Origin of the sequence: Catellatospora paridis (genome assembly GCF_009720365.1) — a bacterium.
Lineage (GTDB): Bacteria > Actinomycetota > Actinomycetes > Mycobacteriales > Micromonosporaceae > Catellatospora > Catellatospora paridis.
Genome location: NZ_WBZD01000017.1, coordinates 194,420 through 208,734, shown reverse-complemented (window position 1 = coordinate 208,734; position 14,315 = coordinate 194,420). Strand labels below are relative to the sequence as shown.

Here is a 14,315-nt window from a genome sequence, read left to right as displayed (position 1 = left end):
GGCGGCCATGATGCGCAAGGTCGCCACACCCCTGGCGCTGCTGGTCGCGGTCGGCGTGTTCGGCGGGCTGTTCTCGGTCACCGGCAGCCTGCTGTGGTCGCCGCTGCTGGCGGCGCTGTGCGCGCTCGGCGTCTACCTGATGCTCGACTCGCGCACCACGTCCCAGGTCCGCGACGACGAGTACGGCGCCGACGCCGACCGCAAGGCCGACGAGGTGGTACGGGCGGCGAAGGAGGTCCGCAAGCTCAGCCGCGACGTCGCCTCGCCGTCGGTGAAACACCTGCTGCAGCAGGCCGCCGAGTTCGTGCCCGAGCTGCTCGAACGGGTCCGGGCCACCTCGCCGAACAGCCTCTACTCCAGTGCCAGCCAGCTCGGCGCGCACCTGCAGAGCCTGCAGGGGGTGGTCCGGCAGTACCTCGACATCCAGCGCAACCCGACGTTCTACCACGACCCGGCGGCGCTGCTGGCCGGCGGAGAGCAGGCCGTGCAGCGCTTCACCGAGTTCACCATCGACAGCCTGCGCCTGGTCAACCAGGGCGACCTCGCCCAGTACCAGGCCAACCTGCAGACCGTCGCCCCGCCGAAACTCCCGCAGCTGGGATAAGGAGCATCACGTGAGATTGCCGAGCGGCCGATTCCTGATCGGGCTCGTCCTGGTCCTGGTGGTCTGCGTGGCCACCGCGTACGTGCTGACCAGCGGGAAGGACGACCCGCCCGGCGGGGGTGGCACGGCGCAGGCCGTCACCGTCACCTGCCTGGGCGGCTCGGAGAAGACCGAGCTGATGGCCGACGAGCAGGTGAAGAAGATCCTGCGCGAGCAGTACGGCCTGACCGTGGTGTTCGCGCCGCTGGGCTCGTACGACCTGGTGCAGCTGTCCAAGGACGACCTGGCCGCGCGCAAGGCGGGCTGCCTGTGGCCGTCCAGTGCCAGTGCGCAGAAGGTGTTCGAGAGCCTGCACTCCGGCGCGTTCCCCGAGTACCGCGCCGAGACCGTGCTCCAGTCCCCGGAGGTGATCTACGCCGGGCCGCAGGGCACCGACGCGCTGGTCAAGGCCGGGATCGTGCAGAAGCGCGCGGAGCGCTACTTCATCGTCGACATGAAGAAGCTGCTGCTGGAGCATGTGCTCAAGCGCACCACCTGGCAGTCGCTGGGCACCGCCGACCTGCGCGGCCCGATCGCGGTGTCGAGCACCGACGCGGCGAAGTCCAACAGCGGCTTCACCCTGGCCCAGCTCCAGCTGAACATCATCGCCACCGACGACGTGTTCTCCGCGCCGAGCCTGGCCCAGGCCCGCAAGGTGCTGCCGACGGTGCGCGCCGTGTACGACGCGCAGGGCCTGCAGGCGGCGGGCTCGGAGGCGGGTTTCCGGCAGTGGCTGACCCAGGGCGCGGAGTTCCACGCGCCGCTCTACGCCGGCTACGAGAACCAGCTCATCCAGCAGGTGGTGCAGCTCGGTGCGGACGCCGACAAGCTGCTCAAGGACGTGCGGGTGCTCTACCCCGACCCGACGATCTACAGCGACCACCCGATCCTGGCGCTGGACGCCGACGCGGCCCGCTTCCTGGAGGCCATGAAGGACGCCGGCATCCAGCAGCTCGCCTGGCAGAAGTACGGCCTGCGCTCGGGCCTGCACGTCGGCCTGAGCAAGGTCACCGACTTCCCGAACCTCCCGCTGGCCGACCAGTTCCGCACCACCGCCCCACCCGGCGCCGAGGTCACCCTGGCCCTGCTCGCCTGCGTCAAGGAAGTCGCCAAGTGCTCCTGACGCCCCGCACCCCGCCCGGCATCCGCAGTTTCCGGGAAACTGCACGATCCGGGCCGATCGACAGCGCAGTTTCCCTGAAACAGCAGGAGGAGAACCCGTCATGAGCGAGCTCGCGATCGACTTCGGCAGCATCACGGGCGCGCCGGCGCAGCCCGCGGGCAGCGCGGACAGCGCGCTGGCCGCGGTCGCCCGCACCGGTGAGCCGGGCCGGCTGGTCTGCGCCGACCTGCTCAGCCCGGCGCAGCGCGAGCAGGCCCTCGCCCTGGCCAAGCAGACCTACCCGCGGATGCTGGCCGACACCGACCAGCTGGCGGGCTTCGGCAACGGCGCGATCGACCAGGTCAACACCCAGGTGCAGCGGATCTTCCGGGAGGTCGGGCCGGTGAAGATCCCGGAGCTGACCCAGATCATGCACGAGATCAACGACCGGATGCGCGACTTCCGGCGCAGGTACGACCCGGCCGACCCGCGGGTACGCGAGGTGTTCGACAAGTTCATGGACGCGGTCCGGGGCGTCTTCCGCAAGGGCCGCGACCTGGTGGAGATGCTGTTCGAGGAGGCCCGGTCGGTGGAGCAGCAACTCGACCGCATCGCCGGCACCCTGGTCGAGAAGCAGCAGCAGCTCAAGCGCAACGTGGTGCTCTGCGACGAGCTGTACAAGGCCAACGAGGCCGCGATCAGCCAGCTCGTCGGCGTCATCGCGGTGATGGAGCAGGTCCGCGACCTGGCCGTGGCCGAGGCGGCGTCGATCCGCATCGACCCGGCCGACGTCGACCGCCGCGACAAGGAGGAGCGCCTCGCCCGGATCACCGAGTTCATCCAGGCGATCGAGGTGCGCATCAACGAGTTCCAGCAGCGGCTGTTCGTCGCCTGGTCGACCTCGCCCCAGGTGCGCAACATCCGCTCGCTGCACTACGGGCTCGGACAGCGGCTGGCGCTGCTGGTCAACCTGACCATCCCGACCATGAAGCTGACCATCGCCCAGTGGGGTCTGCTGCTGCAGGCCAACCAGGCCGCCCAGATGCAGCAGGCGGTCGCCGACGGCGCCAACGAGGTGCTCTCCGCCTACGCCCACGCCGCAGGCACCGGCGTCCCGCAGATCGCCCGCCTGATCCAGACCCCCACGATCCGCCCGGAGACCATCCTGGAGGTCGCCGCTTCGATCGATGCCCAGGCCAAGGGCATCGAAGACGCGGTCCGCTTCGGCCAGCAGGCCCGCGCCGAGGTCGTCTCCGCCATCGTCTCCGCCCAGGAGTCCATGTCCGCCAGCTCCCAACACCTCAGCCGCGCCGTAGTGGACCTAGTCACCAAAGCCGCCAAACCCCTCGAACTCCCCGCCGCCCCCCAGTTGCCTCCCTCGCTCCTCACCCAAGCCCAAACCCACCACCTCGCCTGAAGGAAGGACACCTTCCTATCGGTATACGTAGAGGAAGGGCACCTTCTTAACGCGTCACGCGTGGGAGGTGCCCCTCTGCCGAAGCGCAGCCGGCGATTCAGGCTGCGGCCACGGCCAGCAGGCGTTCCTGCACGCGGGCCGCGGCCGCCCGCAGGTACGGTGCGCGCCGCAGGTGCGCCCTGGCGTACACCGAGGAGGCGCCGTGCCGGTGCAGGGCCTCCGCCAGCCGCTCCTCGAGGAACGCCGGCTCACCGCGTACCCCGGTGGTCTGATCGGCGCAGGCCAGCGCGTCGGTGACCGCCGACTCCTCGTCGGGGAACTCGGCCATGCCCACCACGCCCTGTTCAGCGGCGAGAAACCCGGCGCCCGAGTGGTGGGCGACCAGCGCGCACAGCCGTCGCGGCCAGCCCTGCCGCCGCAGCAGGCGGGCTCCGTCCAGGGGGTGGAAGCCGGTGTCGAGGGCCGCGGCGGAGTAGCCGATGTCGTGCAGCCAGGCCACGCACAGCAGCAGGTCCCGCTCGCCGGGGTCGACGGCGGCGGCGAGTTCGGCAGCCCGCCCGGCCACCCCGGCGGTGTGCGCCCACCGCTGCGGCAGATCTGCCAGCAGCTCGTCGGCCAGGCACATCGCCCGGGCCGGCACGAGTTGATCAATCGTGGTCAGCCGCACGTCGGTGACGCTAGGCCGATCAGCCCTTCGGATCAACGGATGTGGTTCTTTGGCCGTCTGCTGTTCGCCTCTTGTTCATGTTCCAGCAGGCAATCTGCGCTGATCACCGGCCCTGCGCGGCCTCGCTCCGGCACCGGGCCCGACGTCGTGGTGACCTGGCAGGTGGCCGCCGACGCCCGGTCCGCCACGCCGTGACGGGCGGCGGCCACCGCGGGTCGACCCCTCGTTTGTTCGCACCGCAACGATGGCCGATCGGCTGGCCCGCCCGACAGCTGAACCGTTTTATGGTCCACATCGAACTGTCGTGCGATCACGGGGAGCCGATCATGAGACCACGGCCTTATGTGCGCTGCCCGGGATGCGAACTCGTGGGCCCCGCCGAAGACCTCGGATACGAGCTCAGCGACCAGGGCACCGTCGACTGGGGCAGCCCGGTGCGCTGGCAGTGCGCCGAGTGCGGCTACCTCGACACCATCTCCGCCGACCAGGTGCTCGCCGACGACGCCGAGCACACCTGCGTCGACTGCGGCGCGGTGACCCCGTGCCCCGACACCGCGGCGCGGGTCGAGTGCGTCCGGTGCGGGCTGATCGGCCTCGGCCCCGCGACCGCCGACCCCGAGATCGCCGGGCAGTTGCGGGCCATCGAAGCCCTGCACGCCATGGAACTGCGGGTGCAGCAGGCGCTGCGGGAGCGGCGCGGCCCGGCAGGCGAGTCGCACCCGGCCTGACCCGGAGCCCGAGCGGACCGAAGCGGTTCAGCGGGGCGACCGCGCCGAGTTCGCGAGCAGCGGCCCCGGTCAACCGCCTGGCGTTCCCCGCCGCCGCAGGCCGCCGCCGCCTCGGACACGGCATGGCATGATTCCGAGCGACGACGGGCGGGATCCGCCCGCCGCGAGGAACGGGCCCGGCGGCTGCCGCGGCGGGAGAGGGTGGCGACGGGTGCGGACCGCGGTGATGGGAGCCGGCTCCTGGGGAAGCGTCTTCGCGAAGATCCTGGCGGAGGCCGGCGGCGAGGTGACCATGTGGGCCCGCCGGGAGGCCATCGCGGAGGCGATCCGCACCACCGGACGCAACCCCGACTACTTCCCCGAGGCCGCGCTGCCGCGCAACGTCACCGCGACGTCCGACCCCGCCTCGGCCCTGGCCGGAGCCGACCTGGTCGTGCTCGCGGTGACCTCGCAGACGCTGCGCGCCAACCTCGCCGCCTGGGCCGGGCTGATCCCCGCCGACGCGACGCTGGTCTCCCTGATGAAGGGGATCGAGCTGGGCACGACCAAGCGGATGAGCGAGGTCATCGTGGAGACCGCCGGGGTCGACCCGAGCCGGGTCGCCGTGGTCACCGGCCCCAACATCGCTCCCGAGCTCGTCGTCCGCCAGCCCGCCGCGGCCGTGGTCGCCTGCACCGACCTGGGCCGGGCGACGGCGGTGCAGGAGGCGATCACCACGCCCTACTTCCGGCCGTACACCAATGACGACGTCATCGGGTGCGAGCTGGGCGGGGCGGTCAAGAACGTGATCGCGCTGGCGTACGGCATCGCCACGTCGATGGAGCTCGGCGAGAACATCAAGGCCACCCTGATCACGCGTGGCCTGGCCGAGACCACCCGGCTCGGGGTGGCGCTGGGCGCGGACCCGCTCACCTTCGCGGGCCTGTCCGGGCTGGGCGACCTGGTGGCCACCTGCTGCTCGCCGCTGACCCGCAACCGCACCTTCGGCGAGCACCTGGGCCGCGGCCTGAGCCTTGAGCAGGCCCAGTCGGCCACCCGGTACACCGCCGAGGGTGTGAAGAGCTGCCTGGCCATCCGGGACCTGGCGCACGCGCACGGGGTGGAGATGCCGATCACCGAGCAGGTCGAGCGCATCTGCCACGAGGGTGTCGACCCGAAGGTCGCGCTGGCCACCCTGATGAGCCGCCAGACCAAGCCGGAGTGACGGTCAGCCGGCGGGTTCCTCCTGCCAGTGCCGCTCAAAGACGATCTTGTGGCGGTCGCCGGGCAGCACGTTGACCGTGCACTGCACCGGCTTGCCGGCCGCGGTGTAGCCGGTGTCGTAGTGGGCCGCGACCGGGGTGCCCGGGCCCAGGCTGAGCCGGTGGATCTCCTCGGGCGTCGGCATCCGGATGAAGATCTCGTCGATCGCCCGGTCCTGCCGGTAACCGAGGTCGGCCAGCACCTGGTCGGTGCCGCGGGGCAGGTAGGCCGGGGACATGATCTCCGAGTCCTTGACCAGGTCGATCGGGAAGTGCGAGTCGTTGATGTTGGTCGGCTCGCCGTTGATGAACCGGACCCGGCGGCGCGCCACGACGGTCTCCCCGGCCGCGATGCCCAGCCGCTGGGCGAGATCGGGCGCGGCCTGCACCAGTGACACCTCGATCGCCTGGTGCGGGGTGCGCCCCTCGGCGACGATCTGCTGCGAGAACCGGTCCATCTCGGGCGAGGCCGGGCGGGGGCGGGACTTCTCCTGCGGGCGGTAGACCATGTGCTCGCGGCGGCGTACGAAGTAGCCGTGCGGCCGCCGGGCGACGATCAGCCCCTCGGTCACCAGGATGCCGAGCCCGGTGCGCACGGTCTGGCGCACCACGCCGAACCGGTCGGCGATCTCGTGCTCGGTCGGCAGCCGGTCCTCGGGCCGCAGCTCCCCGGACATGATCAGGCTGCGATATGCGGCCGCGATGCGCTGGTACGCAGGCATCCCCGAACTCCGGACCGTTTCCACGTGCTCCGCCTCCCTGACGCTGCGACGCGTCCGCGATCGATGTCTTGACAACCGATCCAAGTCCACTGCACCATCATACGCAACATCTATATTGTCTAGTCAATGTAGATCACACGCGTCGAGCTGCCGCCGGAGGGATCGCCATGCCAGACCTCGCCACCACCCCGCCCACCGAGAACCCCACCCTGAGCAGCCTGCGGGCACGCCTCCCCCGGCTGATCGCGGACCTCGCCGAGCTGGTCGCCGTCGAGTCGCCGTCGGAAGACCCGAACGCCACGGCCCGCAGCGCCGACGCGGTGACCGCCCTCGGCAGCCGCCTGCTCGGCAGCGCCCCCGAGCGCCACGGCTCCCACCTCGTCTGGAGCCACGGCGAGACCCACGTGCTGCTGGTCGGCCACCACGACACGGTCTGGCCGGTGGGCACCCTGGCCCGCTGGCCGTTCCGGGTCGACGGCGACCGGGCCACCGGGCCCGGCTGCTTCGACATGAAGGCGGGCCTGGTCCAGCTGTTCCACGCGCTGTCCGAGCTGCCCTCGCTCGACGGGGTCACCGTCGTCGTCAACGGCGACGAGGAGATCGGCTCGCCCGACTCCCGGGTGCTGATCGAGCGGGCGGCCCGCGGCGCGCGGGCGGCGCTGATCTGCGAACCCAGCGCCGACGGCGCCCTCAAGACCGCTCGCAAGGGCATCGCCCGCTACCGCCTGGAGATCGCCGGCCGGGCCGCCCACGCGGGTCTGGACCCGGGCCGCGGGGTCAACGCCGGAGTGGAGCTGGCCCACCAGATCCTGGCGATGACCGGGCTCGGCGACGGCGAGACCACCGTGACGCCGACCGTGCTGGCGGCCGGCACGACCGAGAACACCGTGCCCGCCGCCGCGGGCGTCGCGGTCGACGTGCGCGCCTTCCACGCCGGCGAGTTCGAGCGGGTGGACCGGGCGATGCACGGGCTGCGCCCCGTGCTGGCGGGCAGCCGCCTGACCGTGCACGGCGGTGTGCACCGGCCCGCGCTGCCGCCGACCGCGTCGGCGCGGCTCTACGAACTCGCCCGCAGCGTGGCGGCGGAGCTGGGGCTGGCCGCGCCCGCGGGCGTCGCGGTCGGCGGGGCCTCCGACGGCAACCTGACCGCCGGATACGGCATCCCCACCCTCGACGGGCTCGGCCCGGTCGGCGGCAACGCCCACGCCGAGGGGGAATGGGTCGACCTGCCCGCGATGGCCGAGCGGGCCGCACTGCTCGCCGCACTCGTCGATCGGGTGCTGCGTCCCCGGGCCTAGGCGTGCGCCACAGCGCCCGGTCGCGGGCGGGCCGGAACCGGCCCGCCCGCGCTCAACCAACCCCTTTCACGATCATGAGGCGGTCGTCCGCCTCCCGGACCGGACCGGAGCCGACCCATGTGGACTCCCACCGTGGGCAACCAGCCCTCGCAGTACCTCAAGATGCCCCCGGCGCAGCGGCTGTTCCTGCAGCGGTGGATCGAGATGACCTCGCCGGAGGTCGACTTCCGCTGGCGGCTGCGGCCGGTCTCGGACGGCCTGCTGCGCAAGGAACTCGCCGCCGTCGAGACCACGGGTACGGACAAACGGCGGCTGAACGGCAGCACCCTGTACGCGGCGCTGCTCGACGACGAGTGGCAGCAGACGCCGAAGGTCATGTTCGGGCAGCTGACCGCCGAGCAGGTGCAGGCCGACCCGGTGGGCTGCGCGGAACGGATGGCGCACGGCCTGATCCTGGCCGGGTACAGCCCGCAGACCCTGCTCGGCGCGCAGCGGATCCTGCTCAACGGGCAGCGGCTGCAGGACCAGCTCGACGAGATGCAGCGCTGGCACGCCAAGCGGACCACCGCCCGCACCTTCCGGCTGGCGGTCCCGGTGACCCGCGGGGGCACGATGATCAAGAGTTATGGCTGGTCTCAGCTGTACTTCGACACGCTGGAGCCGGTCTTCCAACAGCTCGTCACCGCCGCCGAGACTGCCGGGCACGCCGCGCGCACCCCGCGTTACCTGGTCGCGGAGGTGACCGCGAACGACCCGACAGCAGCCGCGATGACCTTCCTGGAGCACTACGACCGCTACCAGCTCCAGCTCCGGCCGCCGAACCGGCCGGTGAACATCGGGCGCGACATCGTCGTCGTGCACGACGAGTACCCGGCGCCCAAGGGGCGCACGGTGCGCTTCCCGATGCCACCGCGGTTCGCGTACGAGCAGCCCGAGGCCGTCGACGGCAGGATGACCCAGCGCGTCATGATGGCCGCCGAGACCGACCCGAGGATCCACACGCTGCTGCTGCAGTACCTGATGGCGCTGCGCGAGCTGGAGCGCGGCTCGGTCCGCGACGCCTTCCAGGCGCTGCTGCCGCTGCTCGACGTCGGCTTCGAGTGCGACGAGGGCCCGTGGGCGCAGCGCACGGCGTTCGCGCGCACGATCGAGATCGCCGCCATCCTGCTCGCGGCGCAGACTCCCCGCGCCCTGTTCCGCCACCTTCAGCAGTACCTGCGCCGGCCCTGCCCGATCAACGCCAAGAGCGCCCGCGGGCCGTGGGCCACCGGCGACGACGCCGCGGACCTCGCGCTGCTCACCGGGCCCCGGTGGCACGAGCCGGCGGCGGCGTACGAGTGGAACGGTCTGCTCGCGCAGCGCCGCGCGGAGCTGTTGTCCCTGGTCACCGACCCGCGCTCCGCGGTGCCCCGGACCCGCCGCACGGCCCGCTGGGACATGGCCCGCGCGGTGCGGGCCCGGCACGCCTTCGCGCACCGCGGCGAGCCGATGACCGACGCGTACGGGCTGTCCGTGGCCCTGGAGGCGGCCTACCTGTGCCTGGTCGCGCGCTGCGCGGCGGTGGAACGCGGCATCAGCTTCGCCGAGCTGGTGACCCGGCTGGACGCGGCCACCGGCGCCGACCCCGCCCCGCTGAACTGGCCGCTGCTGGTCGCCGAAGGCGAGTGGGCACTGGCCCGGTGCGTCAGCTGACGCCGCGGGCAGCGCTGGATCATCGGAAGCGGCCACGAGCCGATATGTGACCATGGCCGCCATGACCATGGCTCTGCACAGCATCACCGTCGACTGCCACGACTGCTACGCCCAGTCCCTGTTCTGGACGAAGGTCACCGGCTGGCAGGAGGACCCCGACGACCCGAACGGCCCCGGCGACCCCAACGGCCGCCTGGTCGGCCCGCACGGCGTCAACCTGCTGTTCATCCCGGTGCCGGAGGGCAAGACCGTGAAGAACAGGATGCACCTCGACCTGCAGCCGCAGGAGCGCAGCCGCGACGAGGAGGTCGAGCGCCTGGTCGGCATCGGCGCGACGATCGTGTCCGACCAGCGCCGCCCCGACGGGCGCGGCTGGGTCGTGCTGGCCGACCCGGAGGGCAACGAGTTCTGCGTCGAGCGCGGCCCGCTGGGCTGACCTCACGGGGGCCGGCGCCTCGCCGGCCCCCGTCGTCACGCCTGCGTCAGCAGGGCGCCGCGGTGTACGTCTGCCCCTGTAGGAAGACATTGCCGGGCACGCCGCAGATCTGCGGGATGCGGTCCAGGCCCCTGATGAAGCCGCCGCTGTTGATCGGGTTGGCGGTGCTGTCCGGCACGGCGACCTCGAAGTGCAGGTGCTCGCCGCTGGCCTGGCCGATGTCGCCCTCCAGGCCCAGCACCGTGCCCGCGGTGACCACGTCGCCGACCTGGTGGCCGCGGCTGGTCACGCTGTTGGTCTGGAAGTGGGTGTACTTGCTCCACTCACCGTCGGCGTGCTCGATCCAGACGTAGTTGTTGTTGTCGGTCGGTTCCACGTTGCCGTCCACGATGTACCGGATGGTGCCGGTGCGGGCTGCCACGATCTGGTAGTCCGGCCCGGCGTTCACGCCGACCATGTCGATGCGGAACCGGCTCGGCGAGTGCGACTGGTGGTCCCGGGTGACCGTGACCCGGGTGCCGGTGGTGTACCCGACGCGGTACTGCCCGGTGGAGACCCCGGGACCGCCGCCGAAGCGGTCGTACGCCGAGGCCACGCCCTCGATCCCGGCCGTGTTCTGGGAGAAGATCTGGTCGTTGGCGGTCAGCAGCCGCAGCACCGAGCCGTAGAGCACGTTCACCGCGCCCGCGCCCGGCTGCGTGCCGTCGGCCTCGCCCGGCGCGGCGGCGGCCAGGTCGCCCCGTCCGTTGCCGTCGAAGTCGCCCGTGCCCAGCGCGTACCCCAGGCTGTCGCCGGCCTCCAGCAGGCCCTCGACGCCGAGCGTGCCCTGGCTGACGGCCTGGCTGGTGAGCAGGGACAGCCCGGCCGGGCTGCCGAACGCGACCGCCACCGCGCCCGCGGCGACGTTGCCCGCGACGGTAGCCCGGGGGATGCCGATCGCCAGCTCGTCGTGGCCGGAGCCGTTGAAGTCCCCGGCCGCCAGCGCCGACCCGAACGAGTCGCCCGCCTGCGCCAGGCCCGACAGCAGCAGCGTGTTGCGGGTGACGATCTGGCTGCCGGAGGCCGTCAGACCCGACGCCGCACCGTAGATCACGTTGACCGCGCCCGCGTCGCGGATCGCGCCGTCGTCCTCGCCCGGCGAGCCGATCGCCAGGTCGTCGCGGCCGTCGCCGTCGAAGTCGCCCGCGGTGACCGCCGTGCCGGTCAGGTCGCCCGCCTCCCAGTTGCCCGGGACGCCGGTGGTCGACTGGTTCCACACCTGGTCACCGACGGCGCTCAGGCCGGCCGCGCTGCCGTAGAGGACGTTCACCGAGCCGACCCAGGCCTCGCCGCCGATGGACTCGCCGGGCGTGCCCATGGCCAGGTCGGCCTCGCCGTCGCCGTTGAAGTCGCCCGCGGCCAGCGCCGCGCCGAGCTGCTCGCCGCCCTCGGGGTCGCCCTCCACACCGGACGTCGCCTGGTTCCAGTCCTGGCTGCCGGTGCCGGACAGGCCGGTGCGGGTGCCGTGGAAGACGGTCACCGTGCCGGTCTGGTTGGCCCCGTCGACGTTCTCCCCGGGTGCGCCCACGGCCAGGTCGTCGCGGCCGTCGCCGTTGAAGTCACCGGCGGCCAGCGCGGTGCCGAACTCGTCGGCGCGCTCCGGCGTCTCCGGCACGCCCGGCGTCGCCTGATGCAGCACCTGGTTGCCGGTGGTGGTCAGGCCGCTCGCCGAGCCGTACAGGATGTTGACCGCACCGGCGTCGTACACGGAGTTCGCCGAGACGTCGACGCTCTCGTGCGAGACGCCGACCGCCAGGTCGTCGCGGCCGTCGCCGTTGAAGTCACCGCAGGCCGTGTCGGAGCCGAAGGCGTCGCCCGCCTCGGCGACCCCGTCCACGCCCGCGCTGTCCTGGTGGAACAGCTGGTTGCCGGTCGCGGTCACGCCCGCGGCGGAACCGTAGAGGACGTTCACCGCACCGGCGCTGTCCAGGGTGCCGACGCTCTCGCCGGGCACGCCCAAGGCCAGGTCGGACCGGCCGTCGCCGTTGAAGTCGCAGGCGGGGCCCGCGATGCCGGTGGCCGTCGCGGCCCCGGGTGCGCCGAGCACCGCCTCGGCCAGGACCAGGGCGACGGCGGCTGCGCGCAGCGCTCTCATCGTCGTACGTTGCATGCGGATCTCGGAACCCCATCTCGTCGTCGGGGGTGGCGCACGTACGGTAGCCAGCGCCGACGGACGGCTCCGACATCCATCGCGTGTCCCCGATGTCGGAAATGGGACGAGATTAATGGCGGCGGATCAGCCTGGTTCACGCCCGCGCAGCCCGGTCAGCCGGGTGAGCGCCGCGAAGCCGTCCTCGGTGCCCGGCCAGTGCCGGCGGACCGCATCCAGCCCCGCGCGGCGCACCACCGAGCGCAGCACCAGCGCCACGATGATCGCGTCGTCGGCGTACCCGATGACCGGCAGGAAGTCGGGGATCAGGTCGAACGGGATGGCCAGGTACACCATGAGCAGCGCCAGCCGGACCCGCACGCCCCGGGGCAGCGTGCGGTCAGCGGCCAGGCGGCGCAGCAACCGGAGCAGGTCGGGCAGCAGCCGCACCGCCTCGGCCAGTAACGGACCCCTCGGCCGCACCAGCAGCAGGCCGACGACCAGCGCGAGCCACGACGCCAGCAGCGCCACCCCGAGGCCGATCAGCAGGTCCCGCCCCACGCCGGCACTCAGTGGCCGACCAGGTCGGAGTCCACCGCCGCTCGCTCCCCCTGGTCGAGACCCGAGATCCGGTTCAGCTCCGCCTCGCTCAGCGTGAAGTCGAAGACCGCCAGGTTGTCGCGCATCCGCTGCGGATCGGCCGACTTCGGCACCGCGGTCAGCCCGAGCTGAAGGTGCCAGCGCAGCACGACCTGCGCCGGGCTGCGCCCGTGCCCGGCCGCGATCTCGCCGATCACCGGGTCGGCCAGCAGCTCCCGCCCCTGGCCGAGCGGGCTCCACGACTGCGTGACGATGCCGTGCTCGGCGTGGTAGGCGCGCGGCAGTTTGCGGGCGATACGCGGGCTGAGCTGCACCTGGTTGACGTCGGGCAGCACCCCGGTCTCGGCACGCAACCGCTCCAGGTGGGCCGGTTTGAAGTTCGACACGCCCACGGCACGCAGGCGGCCCTCCTCCAGCAGCGTGATCATGCCCTTCCAGGCGTCGACGTACCGGTCCTGCTCGGGGTTGGGCCAGTGGATCAGCAGTAGATCGACGTAGTCGACGCCGAGCCGGTCGGCGGACGCGTCGAACGCCCGCCGCACCAGGTCACGGCCATGCCAGCGGGCGTTGAACTTGGTCGTGACGAACAGCTCCTCGCGGGGCAGTCCGGCGTCGCGCATACCCTGCCCGACACCGCGCTCGTTGCCGTAGTTCTCCGCCGTGTCGAAGAGCCGGTAACCTGCCTCGACGGCCTGCACCACGCAGCTCGCGGCCTGGGCGTCGTCCATCGGCCAGGTGCCCAGCCCGACGCGCGGCATCACCGCGCCGTGCGTGAGCTTCACCGTCGTCTCGTTGGTCATACCGCCATCCTCGCCCGCGCGCGTCCGGCCGTCACACGGGGTCCCCCTCCGCCCGCCGCGTCAGACCTGGTTCATCCCGCCGTCGACGAAGAGCTCGATGCCGGTGATGAAGGTGCTCTGGTCGGAGGCGAGGAAGAGGACCGCGTCGGCGACCTCCTCGGGGCGGCCCATCCGGCCCATCGGCACGCGGTCGATCAGCGACTGCTTGAACTGCCGCGCCTGCCGCTCGTCGGTCACGAGGCCGGAGATGCCGGGCGTCTCCACGGGGCCGGGGCTCAGCGCGTTGACGCGGATGCCGCGGTCCTTCAGCTCCATCGCCCAGGACCGGGCGAACGAGCGGACCGCCGCCTTCGACGCCCCGTACACGCTGAACGACGCGTCGCCGCTCGTCCCGGCGGTGGAGGAGGTCAGGATGACCGACGAGCCGTCGTGCAGCAGTGGCAGCGCCTTCTGCACGGTGAACAGCAGCGCCTTGACGTTGAGGTCGAAGGTCTCGTCGAAATGCTCCGGGGTGACCTGGTCCAGCGGCATGAACTCGCCGCCGCCCGCGTTGGCCAGCACCACGTCCAGGCCTTGCCCGCGCTGCCGGACCGCGGCATAGAGCCGGTCCAGGTCGGCGGCGGAGGTGACGTCTCCGGTGATGCCGGTGGCGTTCGCGCCGATCGCGGCCACCGCGTCGACGACCTGCTGCTCGCGGCGGCCGATGAGGAACACGTGCGCGCCCTCGGCGGCCAGCCGCTGGGCGGCCGCCAGCCCGATGCCCGTGGTCCCGCCTGTCACCACCGCCGTCTTGCCGTCGAGCCGACCCACGGCGTCCCCCCTCGCACTGACCGACGCCGGC

The 14,315-nt window shown here is 72.3% G+C and carries 14 protein-coding genes; 8 read left to right on the top strand and 6 right to left on the bottom strand.

The genetic code is table 11. From position 1 onward, the window contains the following. Positions 1–7: 7 nt before the first annotated feature. The 3 genes from F9C41_RS31950 (at position 8) to F9C41_RS31940 (ending at position 3,162) form a co-directional block, all read left to right on the top strand. Positions 8–604, top strand: a complete 597-nt coding sequence (locus tag F9C41_RS31950) for an ATP synthase subunit B family protein (RefSeq protein WP_155390529.1) — start codon at positions 8–10, stop codon at positions 602–604. 10 nt (positions 605–614) lie between these two features. Next, a complete protein-coding gene (locus F9C41_RS31945) occupies positions 615–1,766 on the top strand; it encodes a hypothetical protein (RefSeq protein WP_230690170.1) in 1,152 nt (383 codons plus the stop codon). A gap of 100 nt (positions 1,767–1,866) precedes the next feature. Then, a complete protein-coding gene (locus F9C41_RS31940) occupies positions 1,867–3,162 on the top strand; it encodes a toxic anion resistance protein (RefSeq protein WP_155390528.1) in 1,296 nt (431 codons plus the stop codon). A 97-nt stretch (positions 3,163–3,259) separates the two neighbouring features. Here the strand turns inward: F9C41_RS31940 and F9C41_RS31935 are convergent, their stop codons facing one another. Further along, positions 3,260–3,829, bottom strand: coding sequence for an HD domain-containing protein (locus F9C41_RS31935; RefSeq protein WP_230690169.1), 570 nt, complete (start codon positions 3,827–3,829; stop codon positions 3,260–3,262). A gap of 326 nt (positions 3,830–4,155) precedes the next feature. On the opposite strand from F9C41_RS31935, the gene F9C41_RS31930 reads away from it, so the two are divergent. Further along, the gene (locus F9C41_RS31930; RefSeq protein WP_155390527.1) at positions 4,156–4,557 is read left to right on the top strand and encodes a hypothetical protein; all 402 of its coding nucleotides are present in this window, start codon (positions 4,156–4,158) and stop codon (positions 4,555–4,557) included. A 226-nt stretch (positions 4,558–4,783) separates the two neighbouring features. Then, the gene (locus tag F9C41_RS31925; RefSeq protein ID WP_155390679.1) at positions 4,784–5,761 is read left to right on the top strand and encodes an NAD(P)H-dependent glycerol-3-phosphate dehydrogenase; all 978 of its coding nucleotides are present in this window, start codon (positions 4,784–4,786) and stop codon (positions 5,759–5,761) included. Positions 5,762–5,764: 3 nt separating this feature from the next. Here the strand turns inward: F9C41_RS31925 and F9C41_RS31920 are convergent, their stop codons facing one another. Continuing rightward, positions 5,765–6,520, bottom strand: coding sequence for a GntR family transcriptional regulator (locus F9C41_RS31920; RefSeq protein WP_155390526.1), 756 nt, complete (start codon positions 6,518–6,520; stop codon positions 5,765–5,767). A 167-nt stretch (positions 6,521–6,687) separates the two neighbouring features. On the opposite strand from F9C41_RS31920, the gene F9C41_RS31915 reads away from it, so the two are divergent. The 3 genes from F9C41_RS31915 (at position 6,688) to F9C41_RS31905 (ending at position 9,946) form a co-directional block, all read left to right on the top strand. Continuing rightward, positions 6,688–7,818 carry a M20 family metallopeptidase gene (locus F9C41_RS31915; RefSeq protein WP_155390525.1) on the top strand — a complete coding sequence of 377 codons (1,131 nt, stop codon included), beginning with the start codon at positions 6,688–6,690 and terminating at the stop codon, positions 7,816–7,818. A gap of 117 nt (positions 7,819–7,935) precedes the next feature. Beyond that, entirely contained in the window at positions 7,936–9,510 is a 1,575-nt protein-coding gene (locus F9C41_RS31910) for a hypothetical protein (RefSeq protein WP_155390524.1), read from the top strand. Between the two features lie 61 nt (positions 9,511–9,571). Then, entirely contained in the window at positions 9,572–9,946 is a 375-nt protein-coding gene (locus tag F9C41_RS31905) for a VOC family protein (protein ID WP_155390523.1), read from the top strand. Between the two features lie 46 nt (positions 9,947–9,992). On the opposite strand, the gene F9C41_RS31900 is transcribed toward F9C41_RS31905, so the two are convergent. From F9C41_RS31900 to F9C41_RS31885, 4 genes are all read right to left on the bottom strand, one after another. Beyond that, positions 9,993–12,080 carry a peptidoglycan DD-metalloendopeptidase family protein gene (locus F9C41_RS31900; RefSeq protein ID WP_196280047.1) on the bottom strand — a complete coding sequence of 696 codons (2,088 nt, stop codon included), beginning with the start codon at positions 12,078–12,080 and terminating at the stop codon, positions 9,993–9,995. A 141-nt stretch (positions 12,081–12,221) separates the two neighbouring features. Further along, complete coding sequence (locus F9C41_RS31895) at positions 12,222–12,635, bottom strand: YkvA family protein (RefSeq protein ID WP_230690168.1); 414 nt, start codon at positions 12,633–12,635, stop codon at positions 12,222–12,224. Between the two features lie 8 nt (positions 12,636–12,643). Then, the gene (locus F9C41_RS31890; RefSeq protein ID WP_155390521.1) at positions 12,644–13,474 is read right to left on the bottom strand and encodes an aldo/keto reductase; all 831 of its coding nucleotides are present in this window, start codon (positions 13,472–13,474) and stop codon (positions 12,644–12,646) included. Positions 13,475–13,534: 60 nt separating this feature from the next. Then, on the bottom strand, positions 13,535–14,284 hold the full coding sequence (locus tag F9C41_RS31885) for an SDR family NAD(P)-dependent oxidoreductase (protein WP_155390520.1): 750 nt from the start codon (positions 14,282–14,284) through the stop codon (positions 13,535–13,537). Between the last annotated feature and the right edge of the window lie 31 nt (positions 14,285–14,315).

Excerpts from the sequence above, each read along its gene's own strand:
- F9C41_RS31950 (WP_155390529.1), top strand. The coding sequence starts at position 8 with ATGATGCGCAAGGTCGCCACACCCCTGGCGCTGCTGGTCGCGGTCGGC.
- F9C41_RS31940 (WP_155390528.1), top strand. The coding sequence starts at position 1,867 with ATGAGCGAGCTCGCGATCGACTTCGGCAGCATCACGGGCGCGCCGGCG.
- F9C41_RS31930 (WP_155390527.1), top strand. The coding sequence starts at position 4,156 with ATGAGACCACGGCCTTATGTGCGCTGCCCGGGATGCGAACTCGTGGGC.
- F9C41_RS31925 (WP_155390679.1), top strand. The coding sequence starts at position 4,784 with ATGGGAGCCGGCTCCTGGGGAAGCGTCTTCGCGAAGATCCTGGCGGAG.
- F9C41_RS31920 (WP_155390526.1), bottom strand. The coding sequence starts at position 6,520 with ATGCCTGCGTACCAGCGCATCGCGGCCGCATATCGCAGCCTGATCATG.
- F9C41_RS31915 (WP_155390525.1), top strand. The coding sequence starts at position 6,688 with ATGCCAGACCTCGCCACCACCCCGCCCACCGAGAACCCCACCCTGAGC.
- F9C41_RS31910 (WP_155390524.1), top strand. The coding sequence starts at position 7,936 with ATGTGGACTCCCACCGTGGGCAACCAGCCCTCGCAGTACCTCAAGATG.
- F9C41_RS31905 (WP_155390523.1), top strand. The coding sequence starts at position 9,572 with ATGACCATGGCTCTGCACAGCATCACCGTCGACTGCCACGACTGCTAC.
- F9C41_RS31900 (WP_196280047.1), bottom strand. The coding sequence starts at position 12,080 with ATGAGAGCGCTGCGCGCAGCCGCCGTCGCCCTGGTCCTGGCCGAGGCG.
- F9C41_RS31890 (WP_155390521.1), bottom strand. The coding sequence starts at position 13,474 with ATGACCAACGAGACGACGGTGAAGCTCACGCACGGCGCGGTGATGCCG.